Genomic DNA, 22,361 nt, shown 5'->3' with positions numbered 1-22,361 from the left:
CAGCGCCGATGGTACTGCCCGGGGGACTGGGTGGGAGAGTAGGACGCCGCCGGACACCATTCCATCAAGGGGGTCACAGCACACACGCTGTGACCCCCTTGATGCATTTCCGGCACCCCCGACACCGTGCTGCTCAGCGGCGACGCTCCGGCGGGGCGGTGGACTCCCCGACGTTGTCGTGGAGCCACTGCACCAGCGGCTGCAGCGCGCGGAAGGCGGTGACCACCCGCTCCACGACCTCCCGCGTCCCCAGCCAGTCCTCTGGCGTCCAGTGACGACCGCCGTGGATCGAGCGGTGCCGCAGCAGCTCGGCCCGCGGGTGGTCGGCGTCGTAGCCCCGCGGGGTACGGGTGAGGCGGTGCCCGTCCAGGGACAGGCCTCGACGGCGCAGGTCGTCCACCACGGTCTGCAGGCGGGCACCCGGGAGGTCTGCGTCGACCGCCCGCCGGTACCTGTCCACCTGGTCGGGCTGCAGGCGCCACGCGCCACCGGCGACGTGCAGCCCGTCGGCCGACACCTGCACGTACCAGGCCCCCGGCCCCCCGCCCTCGCGGTGCAGCACGGCACCCTGGTGGGTCTTGTACGGCGTCTTGTCCTTGGCGAACCGGACGTCGCGGTACGGGCGGAACAGCTTCGACGTGCCGAACTCGGCCCCCAGCTCCTCGACGAGCGCCGTCATCGGGGCGCGCACGTGCTCCTCGTAGGCAGGCCTGTGCTGGGTCCAGTAGGACTTGCTGTTGTCGGCCTCCAGGCCCTCGTAGAAGACGAGCCCCTCGTCGGGGAAACCCTCGAACGTCATGCCTGCTCCCCGTCCTCGGCGATCAGCGCGTGCCAGCGCCGTTCGCGGATCGTGCGGCCATCGGCCTCCAGGCCACGGGTCCAGGAGTCTGCTGCCCAGCCCGCCGAGGCCAGGAAACGCGGCGTGACGGTGTCGTCGTCGGGGACCCACATGCACAGCTCCCGGACGCCGGCGGCCGCGAGGACGTCGACGGCCGCGGCCAGCAACCGGCTCCCGTGCCCCCGCCGTCCCCAGCGCGGCTCCACCAGCAGGGCGGTCAGCTCGCCGGCCGGCCCGTCGCCGCTCGGTGCCTCGGCCCGGGGGAGCTCGGCCCGGGGGCGCTCGGCGCGCGAGCGCTCGGCCGGGGATAGCTCGGCCGGTCCGTACGCGACGAACCCCACGACGGCGGCGCCCTCCTGGGCGACGAGCACACCGTGACCCGGCGTGGGCGGGGCCGTGACCGCGTCGCGCCAGGCCGCGGCGACGGCGTCGGCGTCCCACTCGTCGAGGACGGCGGCGGGCAGGAACGCTCGGAAGGCCGTGCGCCACGTGACCTCCTGCACGCGAGCCACCTCGGCCGCGTCGTCCGGCGTGGCGGGCCGGACCGAGAAGTCGGCGCGTCCGGTCAGCTGCACGCCCGAACCCTAGGCCCGGCACCCTGTCCTACCCCCGGGGCAGGATCGGGGTGTGCTGCACCTGCCCGCCGTCGAGCTCCTCACCGCCGCGCAGGCGCGCCGTGCCGCCCTGGCTGCCCAGGGCCTCGCGGACCGCCGTCCGGTCGCCCCCTCCGGCGCGCAGCCGGGCACGCGGCAGCTGCGCGCGGTGGTCGAGCGGCTGGCGGTGGTGCAGATCGACTCGGTGAACGTGCTGTCCCGCTCGCACTACCTGCCGCTGTTCAGCCGGCTGGGCCCCTACCCCCGGGTCCTGCTCGACCGGCTGCACGCGCCCCGGCACGACGTGTTCGAGTACTGGGCGCACGAGGCCTCCTACCTGCCGGTGGAGCTGCACCCCCTGCTGCGGTGGCGCATGGCCGCGGCCGAGGAGGGCGCGTGGGGATCGATGCTGCGGGTGCAGCGCGAGCGCCCCGGCTACGTGGCCGAGCTGCTGGAGCGGGTGCGCCAGCACGGGCCGCTGCGGGCCAGCGAGGTGGGTGACCGGCCGCCGTCCCGCCCCGGCCAGATGTGGAACTGGCACCCCGGCAAGGCGGCCTTGGAGTACTTGTTCTACGTCGGTGCGCTCTCCGCCCGTGCGCGCACCGCCGGCTTCGAGCGGGTCTACGACCTCACCGAGCGCGTGCTGCCGGCGCGCGTGCTGGCCGCCCCGGTGCCGGCGCGGGCCGACGCGGTCCGCGCCCTGGTGCACCGGGCCGCCCGGGCGCTGGGGGTGGCCACCGAGACCGACCTGCGGGACTACTTCCGGTTGCCCGTCGCCGACACCCGTACGGCGCTGCGCGATCTCGCGGAGGCGGGTGACCTGCTGCCGGTGGAGGTCGAGGGCTGGGGCCGACCGGCCTGGCTCGACCCGCACGCGCGTCGCCCCCGGTGGGCCCGCGCGCGGGCCCTGCTCTCGCCGTTCGACTCGCTGGTGTGGGAGCGGCCCCGGGTCGAGCGCCTGTTCGACTTCCGCTACCGCCTGGAGATCTACACCCCGGCCGCCCGGCGGGTGCACGGCTACTACGTGCTGCCCTTCCTGCTCGGCGACCAGCTCGTGGCCCGTGTCGACCTCAAGGCCGACCGGCCCGCGGGTGTGCTGCGGGTGCAGTCCGCGCACGGCGAGCGCGGCGGTCCCGGCCGCGGTGAGGTCGTCGCCGAGCTGGCTGCCGAGCTGGCGCTGCTGGCCGGGTGGCTCGAGCTCGACGAGGTGGTCGTCGCCGACCGCGGTGACCTGGCCACCGACCTGGCGCGGGCCGTGGGGTGACGGCGCGGTCCGCGGGCCCGCCCGCCGTAGGGTCGGGGGCTGTGCCCGACATCGCCCCGCTGACGGTCCAGGTCATCGCGCAGACGCAGTTCACCCCGCCGCCCGACGTGCCGTGGGAGACCGACGCCGACGGCGGTCAGGCGCTGGCCGAGTTCGCCGGCCGCGCCTGCTACCAGTCCTGGGGCAAGCCCAACCCGGCCACCGCCACCAACGCCGGCTACCTGCGGCACATCCTCGAGGTCGGCCACCTGTCGGTGCTCGAGCACGGGTCGGTGTCGATGTACCTCACCGGGGTGTCGCGGTCGCTGACCCACGAGCTCATCCGGCACCGGCACTTCTCCTACAGCCAGCTCTCGCAGCGGTACGTGCCCGAGGGCGACGCCGCCTTCGTCGAGCCGGCCGCCGTCGCCGCGGACCCCGAGCTGCACCGGCTGTTCACCGCCGCCGTCGAGAGCTCCCGGCAGGCCTACACCGAGCTGCTGGCCGGGTTGGAGACCCGGTTCGCCGACGCCCCGCAGGCCACGGCCCGGCGCAAGCAGGCCCGTCAGGCCGCCCGGTCCGTGCTGCCCAACGCCACCGAGACCCGCATCGTGGTCACCGGCAACTACCGCGCCTGGCGGCACTTCGTCGGCATGCGGGCCAGCGAGCACGCCGACGTGGAGATCCGCACCGTCGCCGTGCGCTGCCTGCGCGAGCTGCAGCGCGTGGCACCCCACGTGTTCGACGACTTCCGCATCAGCACCCTGGCCGACGGCTCCGAGGTGGCGGCCAGCCCGCTGGTGGGGGAGGGCTGACTCACCGGGTGGGGGTCGCGCTCCCCGCCCCCGCCCACGCCGCGTCCACGGCCGCGACCACCTCGACCAGCGGTGCGGCGGCGTCCACCTCGAGGTCGACGTCGCGCACCGCCGCCGCCTCGGCGTGCAGCGCGTCGAACTCCACCGGGCTCAGCGCGGCCGACGTGCCACGGGCCCGCGCGACCTCCAGCGGCACCCGCAGCGCCACCACGAACGGCGCAGCGGTGGACGACCGGTAGACGGCGCCGACCTCGCCGCGCAGCACGTCGCACACGACGGCCTCGACCCCGGCGGCGGTGAACGAGGCGGCCAGCAGGCAGGCCTGCACGGCGGCGAGCCGGTGCTGGCCCTCGCCCGCGCCGGGGCGCCACGGGGCCACCGCGCCGGAGCGCAGCATGCCCCGCAGCTGCGCGACCTCCACCACGGCGCACAGGTCGCGCCGCTCGGCCAGGGCCTGCGCCACCGACGTGCACCCCGCGGCCGGCCCCCCGGTGAGCAGCAGCGGCCGGCGCAGGGGGAGCGGGGAGCGTGCGGACATGGCCCGCATCCTGCCGGGACCGGCGGCACCCCGCCCGGGCGCTGGGTAGGTTGGCGGGCATGCCTGGCGCCACCGACCCCGCTCGTCCCTTCGGTCGCGTCCTCACGGCCATGGTCACGCCGTTCACCGCGGACGGGTCGGTCGACCTCGCCGGTGCGCAGGAGCTGGCCGCCCACCTGGTCGACCGGGGCCGGCACGACGGGCTCGTCGTCAACGGCACGACGGGGGAGTCGCCCACCGTCTCCGACACCGACCAGGTCGAGCTCCTGCGGGCCGTCCTCGACGCCGTGGGTGACCGTGCCGTGGTCGTGGCCGGGGCCGGCACCAACGACACCGAGCACTCGGTGGAGAAGGCACGGGCCGCCGAGCGCGCCGGCGCCCACGGCCTGCTGGTCGTGACGCCGTACTACAACCGGCCGACCCAGCGCGGCCTGCTGACCCACTTCCGCGCGGTCGCCGACGCCACCGACCTGCCGGTGATGCTCTACGACATCCCGCCCCGCTCGCAGGTGCCCATCGCCGTCCAGACCCTCGTCGAGCTGGCCGAGCACCCCCGCATCGTGGCCGTCAAGGACGCCAAGGGGAACCTCAACGACGTCTCGTGGACCCTCGCCCGCACCGACCTCGCCTACTACAGCGGCGACGACGTGCTCAACCTCGCGCTGCTGGCGATCGGTGCGGTCGGGGTGGTCAGCGTGGTCGGGCACGTCGTGGGACCCCGGCTGGCCGAGCTGGTGGCGGCCGTGGAGGACGGGGACCTCGGTCGGGCCCGTGCGGTCAACGACTCCCTGCTGCCGGTCTACGACGGCATCATGGGCGGCGGCCAGGGCGCCATGATGGTCAAGGCCGCCCTGCACGCCCTGGGCCTGCCCGCCGGGCCGACCCGTCCACCGCTGGTCGACGCCACCGCCGAGGAGGTCGCGCAGCTGCGCGCGCAGCTGCGCGCCGGCGGCGTCGAGCTGTGACCGCCCCGCTGGCCCCGCCGCCCCTGCCCGCCGGTGGGCTCCGGGTCGTCGCGCTCGGCGGGCTGGGCGAGATCGGCCGCAACATGGCCGTGCTGGAGTTCGACGGCCGGTTGCTGGTCATCGACTGCGGGGTGCTGTTCCCCGAGGCCGAGCAGCCCGGCGTCGACCTGGTCCTGCCCGACTTCTCGGTCATCGAGCCGCGGCTGGCCGACGTCGAGGCCGTCGTCCTCACCCACGGGCACGAGGACCACATCGGGGCCGTCCCCTACCTGCTGCGGCTGCGCCCGGACATCCCGCTCGTCGGCTCCCGCTTCACCCTGGCCCTGGTCGCGGCCAAGCTGCGCGAGCACCGCATCGAGCCGCACCTGGTCGAGGTGGCCGCCGGCGGCCAGCACCGCGCCGGGCCCTTCGACCTCGAGTTCGTCGGCGTCAACCACTCCATCCCCGACGCCCTCGCCGTCGCCGTGCACACCCCGGCCGGCACGCTCGTGCACACCGGCGACTTCAAGATGGACCAGCTGCCCCTCGACGGGCAGCTGACCGACCTCGGCGCCTTCGCCCGGCTCGGCGAGGCCGGCATCGACCTGCTGCTCAGCGACTCCACCAACGCCGAGGTGCCCGGCTTCGTCACCAGCGAGCGGTCGATCGGTCCGGTGCTGGACACCGTGTTCGCCGCGGCCCGGCAGCGGCTGGTGGTCTCCAGCTTCGCCAGCCACGTGCACCGCATCCAGCAGGTGCTCGACAGCGCAGCGCGGCACGGCCGCCGGGTGGCGTTCGTCGGCCGGTCGATGGTCCGCAACATGGGCGTGGCGCAGGAGCTGGGCCTGCTGCACGTGCCCGCCGGGCTGCTGGTGCCCGTCGAGGAGGCCACGGCGCTGCCGGCGCACCAGGTCGTGCTGGTGAGCACCGGCTCGCAGGGCGAGCCGCTCAGCGCGCTGGGCCGCATGGCGGCCGGCACCCACGCCCAGGTCACCATCCAGCCCGGCGACACCGTGGTGCTGGCCAGCTCGCTGGTGCCGGGCAACGAGACCGCCGTCTACAAGGTCATCAACGGGCTGGCCCGGCTCGGCGCGACCGTGGTGCACAAGGAGACCGCCCGCGTGCACGTCTCCGGGCACGCCCCGGCCGGCGAGCTGCGGCTGCTGCTCCAGGTCGCCCGGCCCCGGCACCTCCTGCCGGTGCACGGCGAGTGGCGGCACCTGCGGGCGCACGCGGCCATCGCCGCCGAGGTGGGGCTGCGGCCCGAGCAGGTGCTGCTGGCCGAGGACGGCGTCGTCGTCGACCTCGTCGACGGCGTCGCGTCGATCGTGGGCGCGGTGCCCATCGGGAACGTGTACGTCGACGGCGCGACCGTCGGCACCGTGGGCGAGGAGACCCTCACGGCCCGGCAGATCCTGGGCGACGACGGTTTCGTGGCCGTCACCGTCGTCCTGGAGCCCGCGACCGGCACCGTCGTCGCGCCCGTCCACCTCACCGCGCGCGGCTTCGCCGACGACCCCGCCGTGTTCGCCCCGGCCGTCGAGCTCGTCGAGCAGGCCCTGCGCCGCACCCTGGCCGACGGGCCGGTCGACAGCCACCGCCTGGCCCAGGTCGTGCGGCGCACGGTGGGCACCTGGGTGGCGACCACCCACCGCCGCCGCCCGATGATCGTCCCCACCGTGCTCGAGGTGTAGCACCGGCCGGAGGCCGTGTGCGACCGTCGGTGCGGGGGACGGAGTCCTCCCGCCGGCGGCGCACGTGCGGGCTCCGCGCAGCCGCCGTGGCACGTGGCCGCGGTGGGAGCGCGGAGCGCGACGGTGTGCTCAGGGCCGCACGACCTCGATCGGGACGATGCCCTCCTCGGGCGGCAGGTCGAAGCCGAGCACCTGGGCGTAGAAGGACAGCTCGCCGTCCAGGGCGGCCCGGATGTTCTCCGCCCGTCGGAAGCCGTGCTGCTCGCCCGGGAAGAGCAGGTAGGCGTGCGGCACGCCCTTCTCCCGCAGCGCGGCCACCATCATCTCGGCCTGCTCGGGGGGCACCACGCGGTCCTCCGACCCCTGGAACACCGCCAGCGGGGTGGCGAGGGCGTCGACGTGGTGGATGGGCGAGCGCTCGGCGTACACCGCCCGGCCGGACGGCCACGGGGCGATCAGCCCGTCGAGGTAGCGGGACTCGAAGGAGTGCGTGTCGGCGGCCAGCGCGGCGAGGTCGGCGACGCCGTAGTGGCTGGCGCCGGCGGCGAAGACCCCCGGGCGGAAGGTCAGCGCGGCCAACGTGGTGTACCCGCCGGCCGAGCCGCCGCGGATGACCGCCCGCGCCGGGTCGACCCGCAGGTGTGCCGGCGCGGCGGCCGAGGACAGGTGGCGTACGCAGGCCACGACGTCGTCGAGGTCGGCCACGCCCCAGCGGCCCTGCAGGGCGTCGCGGAAGGCCCGGCCGTAACCGGTCGAGCCCCGGTAGTCGACGTCGGCGACGGCGAACCCGCGCGAGGTCCAGTACTGCACCGCCGTGGACAGGACGGGGGAGGCGGCCGCGGTGGGTCCGCCGTGCACGACCACCACCACCGGCGGCAGGTCGCCCTCGGGGCCCCGGACCTCGGGGTTGGTCGGCGGGTACACCAGCGCGTGCGCCTCGGCGACGCCGTCCAGGTCGGTGCTGGGGAAGGTGACGAGCTCGGGGCGGGAGAACCAGGCCGCGTCGACGTCGGCCGGTGCGGGGCGCAGCACCTCGACCCCGCCGCCGTCGACGTCGACCCGCACCACCTCGGCCCTCGTGGTGGGGCCGCCGGCCACGCAGACCACCGCGGTGCCCTCGGCGCGCAGCTGGGCGAAGGAGGCGTAGCGGGTGGGCAGCTCCCGCGGCCCGTCGGCGTCCAGGACGGCGAGGCGGTCCGCGCCGTCGCGGCCGTAGGCCACCACCAGCCGGCCGTCGGCCAGCTCGGCGTACCGGCTGGCGCCGAACACCCACTGCGGGCCGGCCATGTCCGAGCCCGGGTCCAGCAGCAGCTCGGGCTCCCCGCCGGGCCGCCAGCGGTACAGCGCCCACACCCCCGTGCGGTCGGCGAAGAACAGCAGCGAGCCGTCGGCGGCCCACGAGGGCTGCACCACCGACTCGCCGGCGCCCCCGGCCACCACGGTCTCGGTGCCGTCGACGGCGCGGACCACCAGCTGCGCGGCGTCCCAGGGCATGTCCGGGTGCTGCCACTGCAACCAGCTGAGCGCACCGTCCGGGCCCAGGCGGGGGTCGGAGACGAAGTCCGGGCCGCTGACCAGCACCTCGGTCGTGCCGTCCGGGGCGACCACGACCACCTCGTGCACCACCTCGGCGGCCACGCCGGAGGCCGTGTGCGTCTCGCGGACGCAGAGCACCTGCCCGCCGGGGGTGACCGAGAGGTCGGCGAAGCGCACGCCGGCCGGGATGTCGGGGGCCGCCGTGAGCGGCTCGGGGCCGGCGCCGGGCACCACCCGGTACAGCCGCTGGTCCGAGAACTCCGTGCAGAACACCTGCCCGGCCGCCACGGTCCAGGCCCCGCCGCCGTACTCGTGCACCCGGGTGCGTGCGTTCCACGGCTCGGGCAGCAGGTCGGTCGTCGACCCGTCGGGCCCCCGGCGGACCAGCACGGTGCGCCCGCCCTCGCTGGCCCGCGACTCGGCCCACCAGACGTCGGCGCCGTCGACGGCGACCTCCCCGAGGCGGGCCGCGGCGCGCACCACCAGCTCGGAGGTGATCGGGGTCGGCCAGGATCCGAAGGGCAGCGTCCGCATGCCCCGTGACGCTAGTCCGCGGGTCAGACACGCTCTCCCGCCTGCCACACGGGCACCACGCGCGCGATTACCGTCGACGACATGCCTGCGCGCTCGACCACGTCGACCCGCCGGTCGACTGCCGGCGGCTCGTCGCGCAGCCGCCCGGCGACCACCGCCGCCAAGAAGAAGGCCCCCGCCAAGCGGGCGCCGGCCAAGCGGGGGAGCACCACCGCCGCCCGCCGTCCGGCACCCCGGCGCCGCTCGGTCGGCGCCGGCCTGTGGTCGGCCGCCAGCGGCACCTGGTCGCTGCTCGCGCGCGGGGCCGGTGGGCTGGCCCGCTCGGTCGCCCGGCCCGAGGAGGCCGAGCCGCTGGCCCCCGAGCACCGTCGCGACGGCGTCGGCCTCGCCGTGCTGGGCCTGGCCATCGTGCTCGGCGTCACCGCCTACGTCGGCGACGTCGGCCCGGTCGGGTCGACCATCGTCGAGGCCTTCCGCTGGGCCTTCGGCGCGCTCACCTACCTCCTCCCCGTCGTCCTGCTGCTGGCCGCCGTCCGGCTGCTGCGGCACGGACCCCGCCCGGAGGCCCGGGGCCGGCTGATCATCGGCTGGGTCTGCGTCGTCCTCCCCGTGCTCGGCATCGCCCACCTGGTCACCGGCTCGCCCACCGGCGAGGACCGCGGCACCGGCGGCGGGGTCGTGGGGTGGGCGGTCGGCAACCCCGTCGGCGCCGGCGTCGGCACCGCCGTGGGCGTCGCCCTGTTCCTGCTCGTCGTGTTCTTCGGCGTCCTGGTGGTCACCGCGACCCCGGTCCACCAGGTGCCCGAACGCCTGCGCGGGTTCGTCGACCGCGTCACCGGCCGCGGCGACGACGAGTACGACGAGGACGACGACGCCGAGGACGACGAGTTCGTCCCCGACCTGGGCGAGGACGCCGACCCGCCGAAGCCGCGGGCGGTCCGCCGCGGTCGTGCGCAGGCCGCGATGGACGCCCTGCAGTCCGCCGCCGACACCACCGAGACCGGGGTCATCGACACCGGGGACGTCGACGGCGCCGGGGACGCGGTCGCGGTCGAGCCGACGACGGGCACCGCGCTGCGCCGTCCGCCCGTGGTGGAGGACCGCACCCGCCGCGTCGAGCCCGAGCTGCCGCCGATCACCGAGCCCGAGCAGATGGTCATCGAGCCGGTCGAGGGCGACTACGTGCTGCCCTCGCTGAACTCGCTGCGGCCGGGCGACCCGCCCAAGGCCCGGTCGAAGTCCAACGACATCGCCATCGAGGCCATCACCGGCGTCCTCGAGCAGTTCAACATCGACGCCGCGGTCACCGGGTTCACCCGCGGCCCGACGGTGACCCGCTACGAGGTCGAGCTGGGGCCCGCGGTCAAGGTCGAGAAGATCACCGCGCTGACCCGCAACCTGGCCTACGCCGTCGCCAACGACAACATCCGCATCCTGGCGCCGATCCCGGGCAAGTCCGCGGTCGGCATCGAGGTGCCCAACGTCGACCGCGAGAAGGTCAGCCTGGGCGACGTGCTGCGCTCGGGGGCGGCCAAGCAGGACCCGCACCCGATGCTGGTCGGCCTGGGGAAGGACATCGAGGGCGGCTTCGTCTGCGCCAACCTCGCCAAGATGCCGCACCTGCTGGTCGCCGGTGCGACCGGCGCCGGCAAGTCCTCGTGCGTGAACTCGCTGCTGACCTCGCTGCTGCTGCGGGCCACCCCCGACCAGCTCCGGATGATCCTCATCGACCCCAAGATGGTCGAGCTGACGCCCTACGACGGCATCCCGCACCTGATCACGCCGATCATCACCGACCCCAAGAAGGCAGCCACCGCGCTCGCCTGGCTGGTGGAGGAGATGGAGCAGCGCTACCAGGACATGCGGGCCACCGGGGTGCGGCACGTCGACGACTTCAACCGCAAGGTCGAGCGCGGCGAGGTCACCGCTCCGCCCGGCAGCGAGCGGGTCTACCGGCCCTACCCCTACATCCTGGCCATCGTCGACGAGCTGGCCGACCTCATGATGGTCGCGGCCCGCGACGTCGAGGAGTCCATCGTCCGGATCACCCAGAAGGCCCGCGCCGCCGGCATCCACCTGGTGCTGGCCACGCAGCGGCCCTCGGTCGACGTCGTCACCGGCCTGATCAAGGCCAACGTGCCCTCGCGGCTGGCGTTCTCCACCTCGAGCCTCACCGACAGCCGGGTCATCCTCGACCAGCCCGGCGCGGAGAAGCTGATCGGCATGGGCGACGCCCTGTTCCTGCCCATCGGGGCCGGCAAGCCGCTGCGCGTGCAGGGCGCGTTCGTCTCCGACGCCGAGATCGAGGCGGTCGTCGAGTTCACCAAGCGGCAGGCCGAGCCCGAGTACCGGGAAGAGGTCTTCACCGCGGCCAGCGGTGAGCAGAAGGAGATCGACGAGGACATCGGTGGCGACCTCGACCTGCTGGTGCAGGCCGTGGAGCTGGTGGTGACCAGCCAGTTCGGCTCCACCTCGATGCTGCAGCGCAAGCTGCGCGTCGGGTTCGCCAAGGCCGGCCGCCTGATGGACCTCATGGAGAGCCGCGGCATCGTCGGCCCGTCGGAGGGGTCCAAGGCCCGCGACGTGCTGCTCAAGCCCGACGAGCTCGAGGGCGCGCTGTACCTGCTGCGCGGCGGTGACGCCTGAGCGACGGCCCGTACCATGGACCGGTGCCAGCTGTGCCCGCTCTCCCTCTCGCCGACCTCCCCGCCGACGCCACCAAGGTGGCGATGGTGACGCTGGGCTGCGCCCGCAACGAGGTCGACTCCGAGGAGCTGGCCGGCCGGCTGGCCGCCGACGGCTACGAGCTGGTGGCCGACGCCGCCGACGCCGACGCCGTGCTGGTCAACACCTGCGGGTTCATCGAGACCGCGAAGAAGGACTCCGTCGACGCCATCCTGGAGGCCGGGGACGGCGGGGCGAAGGTCGTGGCGGTGGGGTGCATGGCCGAGCGCTACGGCAGCGAACTGGCCTCCGCGCTGCCCGAGGCCACCGTGCTCGGCTTCGACGACTACGGCGCCATCGGCGAGCGGCTCGACGACGTCCTGGCCGGTCGTCCGCTGGTGCCGCACACCCCGCGCGACCGCCGCACCCTGCTGCCGATCAGCCCGGCCGACCGCACCCGGGCGGCCGTCGCCCCGACGTCGCCGGCCATCCCCGGGCACGACTGGCTCAAGCGCACCCGGCTCACCACCGGGCCGACCGCCTCGCTGAAGCTGGCCTCGGGCTGCGACCGCCGGTGCGCGTTCTGCGCGATCCCGGCCTTCCGCGGCGCGTTCGTGTCCCGCCCGGTCGCGGAGGTGCTCGGTGAGGCGCAGTGGCTGGCCGGGCAGGGCGTGACCGAGCTGGTGCTGGTGAGCGAGAACTCCACCTCCTACGGCAAGGACGTCGGCGACCTGCGGTCGCTGGAGAAGCTGCTGCCGCAGCTGGCCGCGATCGAGGGCCTCGCCCGAATCCGCGTGGCCTACCTCCAGCCCGCGGAGCTGCGCCCGGGGCTGCTGGAGACCATCGCCACCACGCCCGGGGTGGCCCCGTACTTCGACCTGTCCTTCCAGCACAGCTCGCCCACCCTGCTCCGCCGCATGCGCCGCTTCGGCGGCACCGAGGACTTCCTGGCCCTGGTCGAGCGGGCGCGGGCGTTGGCGCCGACGGCCGGCTTCCGCACCAACGTCATCCTCGGGTTCCCGGGGGAGACCGAGGAGGACGTCGCCGAGCTCGAGCGCTTCCTGGTGGCCGCCCGGCTCGACGCGGTCGGCGTGTTCGGCTACTCCGACGAGGAGGGCACGGAGGCCGCCCGCCTCGACGGCCACCTGCCCCAGCACGAGGTGGACGCACGGGTGGCCCGCATCACCGACCTGGTCGAGGAGCTCACCGCCCAGCGCGCCGAGGAGCGCATCGGCTCCACCGTGCAGGTGCTGCTCACCGAACGCCAGGCCCCCGGCGTCTGGACCGGCCACGCCGAGCACCAGGACCCCGACGCCGACGGCACCACCACCGTCACCGGGGTCGGCCCCGACGCGGTGCCCGGCGAGGTGGTGCCCGCCGAGGTGACCGACACCGAGGGCGTGGACCTCGTGGCGGCGTGCCGGGTGCCGGTGGGGGCAGGTCCCGACCGCGCATGAGCAGCGTCCTGCCCGACCCGGCCGCCACTCCGCCCCAGACGGCGAAGCTGGTGAACCTGCCCAACGCGCTGACGGTGCTGCGGCTGGCCGTGGTGCCGCTGTTCGCGTGGCTACTGCTGGCCGACGGCGGCATGGACGAGGCCCGACGCTGGTGGGCGACGCTGTTCTTCGCCCTGGCGATCATCACCGACCGCTACGACGGAATGATCGCCCGGCGCACCAACCAGGTCACCGAGTTCGGCAAGATGGCCGACCCGATCGCCGACAAGGCGCTCACCGGGTCGGCCCTCATCGGGCTGTCGGTGCTGGGCCTGCTGGCCTGGTGGGTCACCCTGGCCATCCTCGTGCGCGAGCTGGGGGTGACCCTGCTGCGGTTCTGGGTGATCCGGCACGGGGTCATCGCCGCCAGCCGCGGCGGCAAGGCCAAGACCGTGGTGCAGGCGCTGGCCATCGGCCTGTACCTCATGCCGCTCACCGGGGTGCTGGCCTCGGTGCGGTGGTGGTTCATGGGTGGTGCCCTGCTGCTGACGCTGGTCACCGGTCTGGACTACGTCGTCCGGGCGGTCCGGCTGCGGCGCACCAGCGCCCGGGCCATGCGCAACGCGGCTGCCCGCCGGGCCGCGGCCGGGCACGACGTCGGCGACGCCGGACGCCGCACCGACACCGCGGCCTAGTCGGGGCCCGGTCGGGGCCTGGTCGGGGCCCGGTCGGGCGCGGTCGTGGGCGGTCGCGCGCCGCCGTGCGCGGCCGGCTCCGGGAAGGACGCACACGCCTCCGGCGTTCTGCCGTGAGCGGACGCGGGCCGCTCCGAGGGGTCCACTCGGCCACCCGCGCGTACCGTGGGACCACGATCACCGATCGGGACAGGAGACGGCGATGACGCTGCTGCGCACCCAGCTCGGCACCACCCTGCGCGGCCACCGGTTGAGCCAGCGGCGCACGCTGCGCGACGTCTCCGGCGCCGCCCGCGTCAGCCTGGGGTACCTCTCCGAGGTCGAGCGCGGGCAGAAGGAGGCCTCCTCGGAGCTGCTGGCCTCCATCTGCGACGCCCTCGACGTGGAGCTGGCCGACCTGCTCGCGCAGGTGAGCGACGAGCTGCGGGCCGGTTCGGCCCGTCCGGAGATCACGCCGCTGGTGCCCGCCGCGCCCGTCGAGGAGCCGGCCGAGCAGTCGACGGAGCCGGCTCTGGCGCTGGTCGGTGCACCCGCCCGCCGGCGCGACCCGGTGGCCCTCGCCGCCTGATCCCTCGCCGCGTGATCCCTCGCCCCTTGATCCCTCGCCGCCCGGACCCACGGCCGGGTGGTGCGGGTGGGGCGACACGAGCGCTGCTCACCGTCGACGTCCTTGACCCTGGGTGAGCGTGATGGGACACAGTGTGGGTGAATCCGCTGCCGCTGCCCGACCGGTACTCCCCGCGCACCATCGAGGACACCGGCACCGTGCTGACCGCGACCCCGCCGGCCGAGGAGACGGGCCGCCACTCCACGGTGGTGCTCGGCGAGCTCCCGTTGCTGCGCCCGCCGGCGGGTCAGGCGCCGCCCAGCAAGGCCGGGGCGACCGTCGCGCGCACCCGCCGCGGGCTGCTGGCCGGCGCCGCGGTCGCGTTCGCCGAGCACGGCCTCAAGCGGACGACGATGCAGCACGTGGCGTCGGCGGCCGGCGTCGCGAAGGCCACGCTCTACAACCACTTCCGCACCAAGGACGACGTCGCCGGCGCCCTGCTGGAGGCCGAGCTCGTGCGCCTGGCCGGGTTGGCCGCCGGCCTGCCGCGGGAGCGCGCGCTCCTGGCGCTGGCCGAGGAGGTCGGGGGGCACCCGGTGCTGCGCCGGTTGGCCCAGACCGAGCCCGAGGTGCTCGCCCGGCTGCTGCAGGCCGCCGACCAGGGCAAGGTGGCCCAGCGGCTGCGGTCGGCGCTCTTCCTGGACGAGGACACCGCAGCCGTCGTCCTGTCCTGGCTGGTCGGCCTGGTGCTGCGGCCGGGGACGCCTGAGCAGCGGGCCCGGCAGGCCGCCACGGTGGCACGGGTCGCGCCCGGACGGTGAGCCCGGGCCGGTAGATTCCCACCGCGTGCGCTACCTGTTCCGGCCGCCGGCCACCGAGGCGGCTGCGCTGCTGACGCTGCCGTGGGAGCAGCCCCTGGCCGAGTGGGACCCGGAGCTGCTGCTCGAGGTGCCCCAGCGGGGCATCTCCCGGCACGTGGTGCGGTTCGTGGCGGCCGAGGGGGCGGTGTTCGCCCTGAAGGAGATCGCCGAACCGCTCGCCCGCAAGGAGTACGCCCTGCTCGGCGAGTTCGTCGAGGAGGGGCTGCCGGCGGTCTCGGTGCTGGGCATCTGCGTGGACCGGCCCGGCGACCAGGAAGCCGTGCTGGTCACCCGGTACCTCGAGTACTCGATGTCCTACCGGCACGTGTTCTCCAGCCCGCGCACCCAGTACTCGACGTCCAAGCTGCTGGACACGATGGTCGTGCTGCTGGTGCGGCTGCACCTGGCCGGGGTCTTCTGGGGCGACTGCTCGCTGTCCAACACCCTCTTCCGCCCCGACGCCGACGGCCTGACCGCCTACCTCGTGGACGCCGAGACCGTCGAGCGCCGCCCGGAGCTGAGCCCGGGCATGCGGCGCTACGACGTCGACCTGGCCCGGGAGCGCGTGGGGGCCGAGCTGATGGACCTGCAGCACGGCGAGCTGCTCAGCCCCGAGATCGACCCCGTCTCCGTCGCGGAGTCCCTGCCCGGGCGCTACGAGGCCCTCTGGGACGCCGTCACCCGGGAGGAGGTCTTCCAGCGCGACGAGCAGCGCTACCGGGTGGCCGAGCGGCTGCAGTGGATCAACGAGCTGGGGTTCGACACCGGGGAGATCGAGCTCAGGCACACCCCCGAGGGCGTGCGCCTGCGGGTGCAGACCCGGGTCGCCGAGCCCGGGCAGCACCGGCGCGAGCTGTTCCGGCTCACCGGTCTGGAGGTGCAGGAGAACCAGGCCCGGCGGTTGCTCAACGACCTCCGCAGCTACCGCGCCTGGTTGGAGCAGGACAAGGGCGCCCCGGTGCCCGAGCCGGTGGCCGGCCACCGGTGGATGGCCGAGGTCTACCTGCCGGTGGTGCAGGCGGTGCCCCGGCACCTGGCCGGCCGCATCGCGCCCGCGCAGCTGTTCCACGAGGTGCTCGAGCACCGGTGGTTCCTCTCGGAGCAGGCCGGGCGCGACGTCGGGACGACCGCCGCGCTGGCCTCCTACCTGGACTCGGAGCTGCCGCGCACCCCGGCCGAGCTGACCACGCCCGCGGTGCTGGCCGGGGGCCCCGAGCCCGAGTCCTGACCCCTCCGGTCCGCGCCCAGGTCACGACCGTGCAACGGTGCCGGTCTCGTATTGCGGCTCGGCGTGTGCTGCGCCACAGTCGGCTCACAGCTGGTGATCATGCGTCACCGGACGTCCGCGGCTCTGCCGCCCGAGTCCACCGGAGGCGGTCGAACGGTGCCTTCCAGGGAGTTCCACCCACGACGAAGGGGAGCCGGCCGCTCACCCGGTCTGCGCGCGCTGGGCGCCGGGGCCGCGGCCGTCGTCCTGGCCTCGGGCCTGGCCGCCTGCGGCGGCGGCGACGGCGGCGTCCCCGTCCTGAACTGGTACACCAACCCCGACTCGGGCGGTCAGGCCGAGATCGCGGCCCGGTGCACCGAGGCAGCCGAGGGCCGCTACACGATCAGCACGTCGGTGCTGCCGCGGGAGGCCTCCGCGCAACGGGAGCAGCTCGTGCGCCGGCTGGCGGCCAACGACTCCTCGATCGACATCATGAGCCTGGACCCACCGTTCATCCCCGAGTTCGCCCAGGCCGGCTTCCTGGCCCCGGTGCCCGGGGACGTCGCCGAGCGGGTCACCGAGGACGTCGTGGAGAGCGCGGTCGAGGGCTCCACCTGGGACGGTGAGCTGGTCACGGTCCCGTTCTGGGCCAACACCCAGCTGCTGTGGTACCGCACGTCGGTGGCCGAAGCAGCCGGGCTGGACATGTCCCAGCCGGTCACCTGGGACCAGATCATCCAGGCCGCGCAGGACCAGGACGTGCTGATCGGCGTCCAAGGCATCCGTGCCGAGGCGCTGACCGTGTGGTTCAACGCCCTCATCGAGAGCGCCGGCGGCTCGATCATCGCCGAGAACTCCACCGACCCGGAGCAGATCCAGCTGGGCCTGACCAGCGAGGCGGGGATCCGCGCCGCCGAGGTCATGCGGGACATCTCGACGTCGGGCCAGGTGGGCCCGGCGTTGTCCACGGCGAACGAGGACTCCACCGCTACCGGGTTCGAGAGCGACCAGGGTGGCTTCATGGTCAACTACCCGTTCGTCTACCCGCGCGGGCTGGCGGCGGTCGAGGCCGGGACGCTGGACCAGGCCACGGTCGACGACTACGCCGCGACGGTCTACCCGCAGGTCGACGCGGGCACCGAGTCGGCGCCGCCCTACGGCGGCATCAACCTGGGCGTGGGTGCCTTCAGCGAGCACCCGGACCTGGCCTACGAGGCCACCGAGTGCATCACCACCACCGAGAACCAGTCGTACTACTTCACCACCAACGGGAACCCGGCCTCGGACTCCACCGTGTACGAGGACCCCGAGGTCCTCGAGGCGTTCCCCCAGGCGCCGGTCATCCTGCAGTCGCTGCAGCAGGCGGCTCCGCGGCCGCAGACCCCGTACTACAGCGAGGTCTCCGGCGGCATCCAGCGCGTCTACCACCCGACGTCGTCCATCGACCCCGAGCAGACGCCGCAGGACGCGACCGAGCTCATCGAGGCCGTCCTGCGGAAGGAGCAGCTCCTGTGAGTACGACGACCCTTCCGCCGGCGGGCAAGAAGACCGAACCGGTCTCGGCCCCCGAGCGGCACACCAGCGACCGGGCGAAGGCCGAGCGCAAGCTCGGGTGGCTGCTGGCCGGCCCGGCCCTGGCGGTCATGTTGCTGGTCACCGCCTACCCGATCGCGCAGGCGTTCTACGACTCCCTGTTCGACTACCGCCTCACCGACCCGGAGAACCGGTCGTTCACCGGGCTGAGCAACTACGGGGTCATCCTCAGCGACCCGCTGTGGTGGACGGCGATGGGCGTCACCGCGCTGATCACCCTCATCACGGTCGCCGTCGAGCTGGTCCTGGGCTTCGCGCTCGCCCTGGTGATGAACAAGGCGTTGCGGTCCATCCGACCGGTCCTGCGCGCAGCGATCCTCATCCCCTACGCGGTCATCACGGTGGTGTCGGCCTTCGCCTGGCAGTTCGCCTTCGACATCAACACCGGGTTCGTCAACAGCTGGTTCGCCTGGCTGCCGGGGGTCGACCCGTCGACCGACTGGTTCGGCGACTTCGGCACGTCGATCTTCGTGATCTGCCTGGCCGAGATCTGGAAGACGACCCCGTTCATCTCGCTGCTGCTGCTCGCCGGCCTGGCCCAGGTGCCCGAGGTGCTGCAGGAGGCCGCGCAGGTCGACGGCGCCACGTGGTGGCAGCGGATGCGGCGGGTGACGCTGCCGAACATGAAGGCCGCGATCATGGTGGCGCTGCTGTTCCGCACGCTGGACGCCTTCCGGGTCTTCGACTCCATCTTCATCATGACCGCGGGTGCCAACAGCACCGAGTCGGTGTCGTTCCTGGCCTACCGACAGACCATCTCCAGGCTGGAGATCGGGCTGGGCTCGGCGGTCTCGGTCCTGCTGTTCCTGGTGGTCGTGCTGATCGCCTTCAGCTTCATCAAGGGGTTCAAGGTCGACCTGGCCCAGGCTCGAGGGGAGCGCTGATGTCCACCAAGGAGCGGACCGGCTGGATCATCGGCGGCGTCCTGATCGTCGTCTACTGCCTGGCGCCGATCGCGTGGATCGTGTCGTTGTCGTTCAAGGCGCCCAGCGACCTGGCCAACGGGTCGTTCCTGCCCTCGGCGTTCACCGGGGAGAACTACGCGCTGATCCTGAACGGCAGCGCCAGCGACCTGTTCCTGCCGGCGTTGCGCAACTCGTTCGCGATCTGCCTGATCGCCACGTTCATCAGCTGCGTGCTGGCGATGTTCGCCGCCTACGCCATCGCACGGCTGGACTTCCCGGGCAAGAAGTTCATCCTCGGCACCGCACTGGCGGTGGCCATCTTCCCGGTCATCTCCATCGTCACGCCGCTGTTCAACCTGTGGCGCAACATCGGCCTGTACGACACCTGGCCCGGGCTGATCATCCCGTACCTGTCGCTGACCCTGCCGCTGTCGATCTGGACCATGTCGGCGTTCTTCCGCGAGATCCCCTGGGAGATGGAGCAGGCCGCCCAGGTCGACGGCGCGACCACCTGGCAGGCCTTCCGCAAGGTGATCGTCCCGCTGGCAGCACCAGGGGTGTTCACCACCGCGATCATCGCCTTCTTCATCGCGTGGAACGACTTCGTCTACGGCATCTCGCTGACGTCGACCGAGGCCTCCCGGCCGGTGCCCGCCGCGCTGGGTCTGTTCTCCGGCGCCTCGCAGTTCGAGGACCCGACCGGGGCGATCGCCGCGGCCGCCGTCATCGTCACCATCCCGGTCGTCGTGCTGGTGCTGGTCTTCCAGCGCCGCATCGTCGCCGGTCTCACCAACGGGGCCGTCAAGGGCTGACCCGCCCCCAGCCCACTCCGACCCGAGAACAGGAGACACCGATGGCCTCCATCGAGATGAAGAACATCGTCAAGAAGTACGGCGACGGGTTCCCCGCCGTGAACGACGTCAGCCTGGACATCGCCGACGGGGAGTTCATGATCCTCGTGGGCCCGTCCGGCTGCGGGAAGTCGACCCTGCTGCGGATGATCGTCGGCCTGGAGGACATCACCTCCGGCGACATGGTCATCGGCGGCACCCGGGTGAACGACAAGGCGCCCCGGGACCGCAACCTGTCGATGGTGTTCCAGAACTACGCCCTCTACCCGCACATGAGCGTGTACGAGAACATCGCGTTCCCGCTGCGGCTGTCCAAGACCCCCGACGCGGAGGTCGACAAGCTGGTCAACGAGGCCGCCGACGTCCTCGAGCTGCACGAGCACCTCGAGCGCAAGCCGGCCAACCTCTCCGGTGGGCAGCGCCAGCGGGTGGCCATGGGCCGGGCCATCGTGCGGCAGGCCGAGGCGTTCCTGTTCGACGAGCCGCTGTCCAACCTCGACGCCAAGCTGCGCGGCCAGATGCGCACCGAGATCGCCCGCCTGCAGCGGCGGCTGGGCATCACGACGGTCTACGTCACGCACGACCAGACCGAGGCCATGACCCTGGGCGACCGGGTCTGCGTGCTGCGCAAGGGCTCCATCCAGCAGGTGGCCTCCCCGCGTGAGCTGTACGAGCAGCCGGTCAACCTGTTCGTGGCCGGCTTCATCGGGTCCCCGCCGATGAACTTCCTCCCCGCGACCGTCAAGGGGTCCACCCTCGAGACCCCCTTCGGCCCCATCGAGCTCGACGAGAAGCGGGCGGCCGCCGTGGCCGGGCACGAGCTGCTGCTGGTCGGGATCCGCCCGGAGTACTTCGAGGACGCCTCGATGGTCGACGAGGCCAAGAAGCACGTGGGGACGACGTTCACCGCGAAGGTCGACGTCACCGAGTGGCTGGGCGACCAGCAGTACGCCTACATCCCCTACGAGGCCCCCGACCGCATCCGCACCCGGCTGCGCGACCTGTCCAAGGAGCTCGACAGCGAGGAGCTGCGCACCCAGGCCATCGTGTCCATCGACGCGACCAGCCGCATCCGGGAGGGCCGCGACGCCGAGTTCTGGCTGGACACCCGCAAGGTCCACGTCTTCGACCCCGAGTCGGGCGAGAACCTCACCCGCGACGCCGAGGCCGGTGCCGAGCTGACCCGGTTGGCCGACGAGGACCGGCAGGAGCAGGTGGCCGGGGCATCGGGCGGGCTCACCGGGGAGGGGTCGGCGGGGGCGGCGTGACCCCGGCGGCCCGGCCGTCGCCGCCGTGGTGGCGGCGGGCCGTCGTGTACGAGGTGTACCCGCGCAGCTTCGCCTCGTCCGGCGCGCACCCGGGGGGGCTCGGCGACATCGCCGGTCTGCGGTCCCGGCTGCCCTACCTGGCCGGACTCGGCGTCGACGCGCTGTGGATCACCCCGTGGTACCCCTCACCGATGGCCGACGGGGGGTACGACGTCGCCGACCACTGCGCCGTCGACCCCCGGTTCGGGACGCTGGCCGACGCCGAGGGGCTGGTGGCCGCCGCGCACGCCGCCGGGTTGCGGGTGCTGGTCGACCTCGTGCCCAACCACACGTCCATCGAGCACCCCTGGTTCGCCGAGGACCCGGGTCTCTACGTCGTGCGGCCCGGGCGCGGGGACGGCCCGCCCAACGACTGGATCTCGGCGTTCGGCGGCCCGGCCTGGTCGCGGCTGCCCGACGGTCGGTGGTACCTGCACACCTTCGCCCCCGAGCAGCCCGACCTCGACTGGTCGAACGAGGAGGTGCGCCGGCGGTTCGACGAGATCCTGCGGTTCTGGCTGGACCGGGGCGTCGACGGGCTGCGGGTGGACGCCGTCCCGGCCATCGGCAAGGACATGGCGCTGCCCGACGCCGGGCACGCCCCCGGTGCGCTGTTCGAGTCGGCGCGGTGGACCGACAGCCCGCAGTGGGACGGCGACGGCGTCCACGAGGTGGTCCGCCGGTGGCGGTCGGTGGTCGACGAGTACCCCGGCGAGCGGGTGCTGGTCAGCGAGTCGGTGGTGGCGGGCCCGGCGCGGGCTGCCCGCTACGTGCGTCCAGGGGAGATGCACACAACCTTCAACTTCGACCACCTGCGCTGCCCGTGGGACGCGGCTGCGTTGCGGTCGGTGGTCGACGACACGCTGGCGGCCCTGGCGCCGACCGGTGCGCCGGCGACGTGGGTGCTGTCCAACCACGACGAGACCCGGCACGTGACCCGCTTCGGTCGCGCGGTCACCGGGGCCGGCGTCATGGGCTTCGACTCGGGCGGGCCGGCCGACCTGGACCTCGGGCTGCGCCGGGCGCGCGCGGCAGCTCTGCTGATGCTGGCGCTGCCCGGCAGCGCCTACCTCTACCAGGGCGAGGAGCTGGGCCTGCCCGAGGTCACCGACCTGCCCGATCACCTGCTGCAGGACCCGACGTTCCGCCGCTCCGGCGGCGCCGTCCGGGGCCGCGACGGCTGCCGGGTCCCGCTGCCGTGGTCGGGCACCGCCCCGCCGTTCGGGTTCGGGTGTGCCCAGCCCTGGTTGCCGCAGCCACCGTCCTGGGCCGGGCTGACCGTCGCCGCGCAGGACGGGGACCCGGGTTCGACGCTCACCCTGTACCGGGCCGCGCTCGCGCTGCGCCGCGCGCGGCTGCGGGACGAGGAGTTCGCCTGGGACGACGACGCCGACCCGGTGCTGTCGTTCCGACGGGGCGGGGGAGTGCGCTGCACGGTCAACCTGGGCCAGGTACCGGTGCCGGTGCGCGGTGAGGTGCTGCTGATCAGCGGTCCCCTGCAGGACGGTCTGCTGCCTCCCGACACCGCGGCCTGGTCGGCCGCCGAAGGGTGCACGTAGGG

Annotated in this window: 19 protein-coding genes; 15 read left to right on the top strand and 4 right to left on the bottom strand. The window is 73.9% G+C overall.

Annotated elements, in window-relative coordinates:
• Nucleotides 1-133: 133 nt before the first annotated feature.
• Nucleotides 134-799 (bottom strand): DUF2461 domain-containing protein, encoded by a 666-nt coding sequence (locus TEK04_RS13295; protein WP_336404829.1) that lies wholly within the window; start codon nucleotides 797-799, stop codon nucleotides 134-136.
• The gene (locus TEK04_RS13290) at nucleotides 796-1,413 is read right to left on the bottom strand and encodes a GNAT family N-acetyltransferase (protein ID WP_336404828.1); all 618 of its coding nucleotides are present in this window, start codon (nucleotides 1,411-1,413) and stop codon (nucleotides 796-798) included. Before TEK04_RS13290 ends, TEK04_RS13295 begins: the two co-directional genes overlap by 4 nt.
• Nucleotides 1,414-1,465: 52 nt before the next feature.
• Between TEK04_RS13290 and TEK04_RS13285 the strand changes: the two genes are divergently transcribed.
• Both TEK04_RS13285 and thyX read left to right on the top strand, forming a co-directional pair.
• Nucleotides 1,466-2,695 (top strand): winged helix-turn-helix domain-containing protein, encoded by a 1,230-nt coding sequence (locus TEK04_RS13285; protein ID WP_336404827.1) that lies wholly within the window; start codon nucleotides 1,466-1,468, stop codon nucleotides 2,693-2,695.
• A gap of 41 nt (nucleotides 2,696-2,736) precedes the next feature.
• Nucleotides 2,737-3,489, top strand: coding sequence for an FAD-dependent thymidylate synthase (gene thyX, locus TEK04_RS13280; protein WP_336404826.1), 753 nt, complete (start codon nucleotides 2,737-2,739; stop codon nucleotides 3,487-3,489).
• A gap of 1 nt (nucleotide 3,490) precedes the next feature.
• Here the strand turns inward: thyX and TEK04_RS13275 are convergent, their stop codons facing one another.
• The gene (locus TEK04_RS13275) at nucleotides 3,491-4,027 is read right to left on the bottom strand and encodes a hypothetical protein (protein WP_336404825.1); all 537 of its coding nucleotides are present in this window, start codon (nucleotides 4,025-4,027) and stop codon (nucleotides 3,491-3,493) included.
• Between the two features lie 59 nt (nucleotides 4,028-4,086).
• Between TEK04_RS13275 and dapA the strand changes: the two genes are divergently transcribed.
• On the top strand, nucleotides 4,087-4,992 hold the full coding sequence (dapA, locus tag TEK04_RS13270) for a 4-hydroxy-tetrahydrodipicolinate synthase (RefSeq protein ID WP_336404824.1): 906 nt from the start codon (nucleotides 4,087-4,089) through the stop codon (nucleotides 4,990-4,992).
• Nucleotides 4,989-6,665: a ribonuclease J gene (locus TEK04_RS13265; protein WP_336404823.1), complete on the top strand. Its 1,677-nt coding sequence runs from the start codon at nucleotides 4,989-4,991 to the stop codon at nucleotides 6,663-6,665. The genes dapA and TEK04_RS13265 overlap by 4 nt, the downstream gene beginning before the upstream one ends.
• A gap of 129 nt (nucleotides 6,666-6,794) precedes the next feature.
• Here the strand turns inward: TEK04_RS13265 and TEK04_RS13260 are convergent, their stop codons facing one another.
• Nucleotides 6,795-8,735, bottom strand: a complete 1,941-nt coding sequence (locus TEK04_RS13260; protein ID WP_336404822.1) for a dipeptidyl-peptidase 5 — start codon at nucleotides 8,733-8,735, stop codon at nucleotides 6,795-6,797.
• Between the two features lie 81 nt (nucleotides 8,736-8,816).
• Here TEK04_RS13260 and TEK04_RS13255 point away from each other — a divergent pair, with 81 nt between their 5' ends.
• The 11 genes from TEK04_RS13255 to TEK04_RS13205 all read left to right on the top strand — a co-directional run bounded on the left by TEK04_RS13255 (nucleotide 8,817) and on the right by TEK04_RS13205 (nucleotide 22,359).
• A complete protein-coding gene (locus tag TEK04_RS13255; RefSeq protein ID WP_336404821.1) occupies nucleotides 8,817-11,381 on the top strand; it encodes a DNA translocase FtsK in 2,565 nt (854 codons plus the stop codon).
• 23 nt (nucleotides 11,382-11,404) lie between these two features.
• Nucleotides 11,405-12,856 carry a 30S ribosomal protein S12 methylthiotransferase RimO gene (gene rimO, locus TEK04_RS13250; RefSeq protein ID WP_336404820.1) on the top strand — a complete coding sequence of 484 codons (1,452 nt, stop codon included), beginning with the start codon at nucleotides 11,405-11,407 and terminating at the stop codon, nucleotides 12,854-12,856.
• Nucleotides 12,853-13,530 (top strand): CDP-diacylglycerol--glycerol-3-phosphate 3-phosphatidyltransferase, encoded by a 678-nt coding sequence (gene pgsA, locus TEK04_RS13245; RefSeq protein ID WP_336404819.1) that lies wholly within the window; start codon nucleotides 12,853-12,855, stop codon nucleotides 13,528-13,530. Before rimO ends, pgsA begins: the two co-directional genes overlap by 4 nt.
• A 202-nt stretch (nucleotides 13,531-13,732) precedes the next feature.
• Entirely contained in the window at nucleotides 13,733-14,098 is a 366-nt protein-coding gene (locus tag TEK04_RS13240) for a helix-turn-helix domain-containing protein (protein ID WP_336404818.1), read from the top strand.
• 137 nt (nucleotides 14,099-14,235) lie between these two features.
• The gene (locus TEK04_RS13235; protein WP_336404817.1) at nucleotides 14,236-14,898 is read left to right on the top strand and encodes a TetR/AcrR family transcriptional regulator; all 663 of its coding nucleotides are present in this window, start codon (nucleotides 14,236-14,238) and stop codon (nucleotides 14,896-14,898) included.
• Between the two features lie 25 nt (nucleotides 14,899-14,923).
• Nucleotides 14,924-16,165: a DUF4032 domain-containing protein gene (locus TEK04_RS13230; protein ID WP_336404816.1), complete on the top strand. Its 1,242-nt coding sequence runs from the start codon at nucleotides 14,924-14,926 to the stop codon at nucleotides 16,163-16,165.
• A gap of 156 nt (nucleotides 16,166-16,321) precedes the next feature.
• A complete protein-coding gene (locus TEK04_RS13225) occupies nucleotides 16,322-17,659 on the top strand; it encodes an extracellular solute-binding protein (protein WP_336404815.1) in 1,338 nt (445 codons plus the stop codon).
• A complete protein-coding gene (locus TEK04_RS13220) occupies nucleotides 17,656-18,621 on the top strand; it encodes a carbohydrate ABC transporter permease (RefSeq protein ID WP_336404814.1) in 966 nt (321 codons plus the stop codon). Before TEK04_RS13225 ends, TEK04_RS13220 begins: the two co-directional genes overlap by 4 nt.
• The gene (locus TEK04_RS13215; protein WP_336404813.1) at nucleotides 18,621-19,454 is read left to right on the top strand and encodes a carbohydrate ABC transporter permease; all 834 of its coding nucleotides are present in this window, start codon (nucleotides 18,621-18,623) and stop codon (nucleotides 19,452-19,454) included. Before TEK04_RS13220 ends, TEK04_RS13215 begins: the two co-directional genes overlap by 1 nt.
• Before the next feature lie 41 nt (nucleotides 19,455-19,495).
• Nucleotides 19,496-20,761, top strand: coding sequence for an ABC transporter ATP-binding protein (locus tag TEK04_RS13210; RefSeq protein WP_336404812.1), 1,266 nt, complete (start codon nucleotides 19,496-19,498; stop codon nucleotides 20,759-20,761).
• The gene (locus TEK04_RS13205) at nucleotides 20,758-22,359 is read left to right on the top strand and encodes a glycoside hydrolase family 13 protein (RefSeq protein WP_336404811.1); all 1,602 of its coding nucleotides are present in this window, start codon (nucleotides 20,758-20,760) and stop codon (nucleotides 22,357-22,359) included. The genes TEK04_RS13210 and TEK04_RS13205 overlap by 4 nt, the downstream gene beginning before the upstream one ends.
• Nucleotides 22,360-22,361: the final 2 nt, after the last annotated feature.

It is taken from the genome of Klenkia sesuvii, assembly GCF_037083825.1.
Lineage (GTDB): Bacteria > Actinomycetota > Actinomycetes > Mycobacteriales > Geodermatophilaceae > Klenkia > Klenkia sesuvii.
This window is presented reverse-complemented; position numbering and strand designations above follow the sequence as displayed.

What these genes read in the sequence shown, in the direction of transcription:
- pgsA (WP_336404819.1), top strand. Translation starts at nt 12,853, where the DNA reads ATGAGCAGCGTCCTGCCCGACCCGGCCGCCACTCCGCCCCAGACGGCG.
- dapA (WP_336404824.1), top strand. Translation starts at nt 4,087, where the DNA reads ATGCCTGGCGCCACCGACCCCGCTCGTCCCTTCGGTCGCGTCCTCACG.
- TEK04_RS13255 (WP_336404821.1), top strand. Translation starts at nt 8,817, where the DNA reads ATGCCTGCGCGCTCGACCACGTCGACCCGCCGGTCGACTGCCGGCGGC.
- TEK04_RS13260 (WP_336404822.1), bottom strand. Translation starts at nt 8,735, where the DNA reads ATGCGGACGCTGCCCTTCGGATCCTGGCCGACCCCGATCACCTCCGAG.
- TEK04_RS13210 (WP_336404812.1), top strand. Translation starts at nt 19,496, where the DNA reads ATGGCCTCCATCGAGATGAAGAACATCGTCAAGAAGTACGGCGACGGG.
- TEK04_RS13275 (WP_336404825.1), bottom strand. Translation starts at nt 4,027, where the DNA reads ATGTCCGCACGCTCCCCGCTCCCCCTGCGCCGGCCGCTGCTGCTCACC.
- TEK04_RS13240 (WP_336404818.1), top strand. Translation starts at nt 13,733, where the DNA reads ATGACGCTGCTGCGCACCCAGCTCGGCACCACCCTGCGCGGCCACCGG.
- TEK04_RS13295 (WP_336404829.1), bottom strand. Translation starts at nt 799, where the DNA reads ATGACGTTCGAGGGTTTCCCCGACGAGGGGCTCGTCTTCTACGAGGGC.
- TEK04_RS13215 (WP_336404813.1), top strand. Translation starts at nt 18,621, where the DNA reads ATGTCCACCAAGGAGCGGACCGGCTGGATCATCGGCGGCGTCCTGATC.